Genomic DNA, 1,430 nt, shown 5'->3' with positions numbered 1-1,430 from the left:
GGTCACGTCCGCGGGAGTGGTGTATTGACGGCCACTCGGTGATCTCTTCTTTGAGGCTAGGCGGTGAGTTCGGTCGGGACGATGGTCTCGTCGGTTTGTGACTCGATCGGGTGGAGGCGGGCCTTGGCCAGGAGGTCGAGTCCCATGTAGCGGCGGGCTTCGGTCCATTCGTCGTTCTGCTCGGCCAGCACCGCGCCGACCAGGCGGATCAGAGCGGTGCGGTCGGGGAAGATGCCGACCACGTCCGTGCGACGCCTGATCTCCTTGTTGAGTCGTTCCTGCGGGTTGTTCGACCAGATCTGCCGCCAGATCTCGCGCGGGAATGCGGTGAACGCCAGAACGTCGCCCTGTGCGGCGTCCAAGTGGGCTGCTGCTTTGGGGAACTTGGCCTCCAGGGCGTCCAGGACGTGGCGCATCTGGGCCTGGACGGCGTCGGTGTCGGGCTGTTCGAAGACTGTCCGCAGCAGGGTGGCCACCCACGGCTGGGCCGACTTGGGCACCTGGCTCAGCAGTGCGCGGGCGTAGTGGGTGCGGCAGCGCTGCCAGCTCGCGCCGGGCAGGGTGGCGCCGATCGCGTTGACCAGTCCGATGTGCGCGTCGGAGACGACGAGTTGGACGCCGGACAGGCCGCGGGCGATCAGGGAGCGCAGGAAGGCGAGCCAGCCGGCGCCGTCCTCGGCGGTGGCCACGTCGATGCCGAGGATCTCGCGGTGGCCGTCGGCGTTGACGCCGACCGCGATCAGTGCGTGGACGTTGATGATGCGGCCGCCCTCGCGGACCTTCTGGGTGAGCGCGTCGACCCAGACGAAGGCGTAGGGCCCTTGGTCCAAGGGGCGGTTGCGGAACGCGGCGACCTGCTCGTCCAGGTGCTTGGCCATCGTGCTGACCTGGGACTTCGACAGCTGGGTGACGCCGAGGGACTCGGCGAGCTTCTCGACCCGGCGCGTGCTGACACCGAGCAGGTAGGCGGTGGCGACCACCGAGATCAGGGCCTGTTCGGCCCGGCGGCGCCGCTCCAGCAGCCAGTGCGGGAAGTAACTGCCGGTCCTGAGCTTGGGGATGGCCAGTTCGACGGTGCCGGCCCTGGTGTCCCACTCGCGCGGGCGATAGCCGTTGCGGTGGTTGACGCGTTCGTCGCTGACCTGCCCGTATTCGGCATTGCAGAGGGCATCGGCCTCCGCGGACATGAGCGCGTCGGCGAACGTTTTGACCATCGCGCGCAGCAGATCGGGACTCGCCGCGGCGAGGTTGTCTTCGGCGAGGGCGTGCAGGGGCAGACTGTCTGGTGCGGTCATCGTGCTGATCTCCTTCGAGGCTTCGACACTTCGAAGATCAGCCGGTGGCCGTTCATCTATGCGGGCACCATCCCCAATGCCGGAGCAAACCCCCGGATCAGGTCGAACCCGTACACCACTTCCCTGGACGCAACC

General features: G+C 67.8%; 1 protein-coding gene. It reads right to left on the bottom strand.

All coding sequences use genetic code 11. The features are described 5' to 3' along the window. Positions 1-56: 56 nt before the first annotated feature. Positions 57-1,295, bottom strand: a complete 1,239-nt coding sequence (locus tag ADK57_RS11930) for an IS256 family transposase (protein WP_053749377.1) — start codon at positions 1,293-1,295, stop codon at positions 57-59. Between the last annotated feature and the right edge of the window lie 135 nt (positions 1,296-1,430).

The sequence above is a fragment of the Streptomyces sp. MMG1533 genome (genome assembly GCF_001279775.1).
In the GTDB taxonomy this organism is placed as follows: Bacteria; Actinomycetota; Actinomycetes; order Streptomycetales; family Streptomycetaceae; genus Streptomyces.
The sequence above is the reverse complement of the archived record's forward strand: the minus strand, read 5'-3'. Positions and strand labels throughout refer to the sequence as shown.

What these genes read in the sequence shown, in the direction of transcription:
- ADK57_RS11930 (WP_053749377.1), bottom strand. Translation starts at nt 1,295, where the DNA reads ATGACCGCACCAGACAGTCTGCCCCTGCACGCCCTCGCCGAAGACAAC.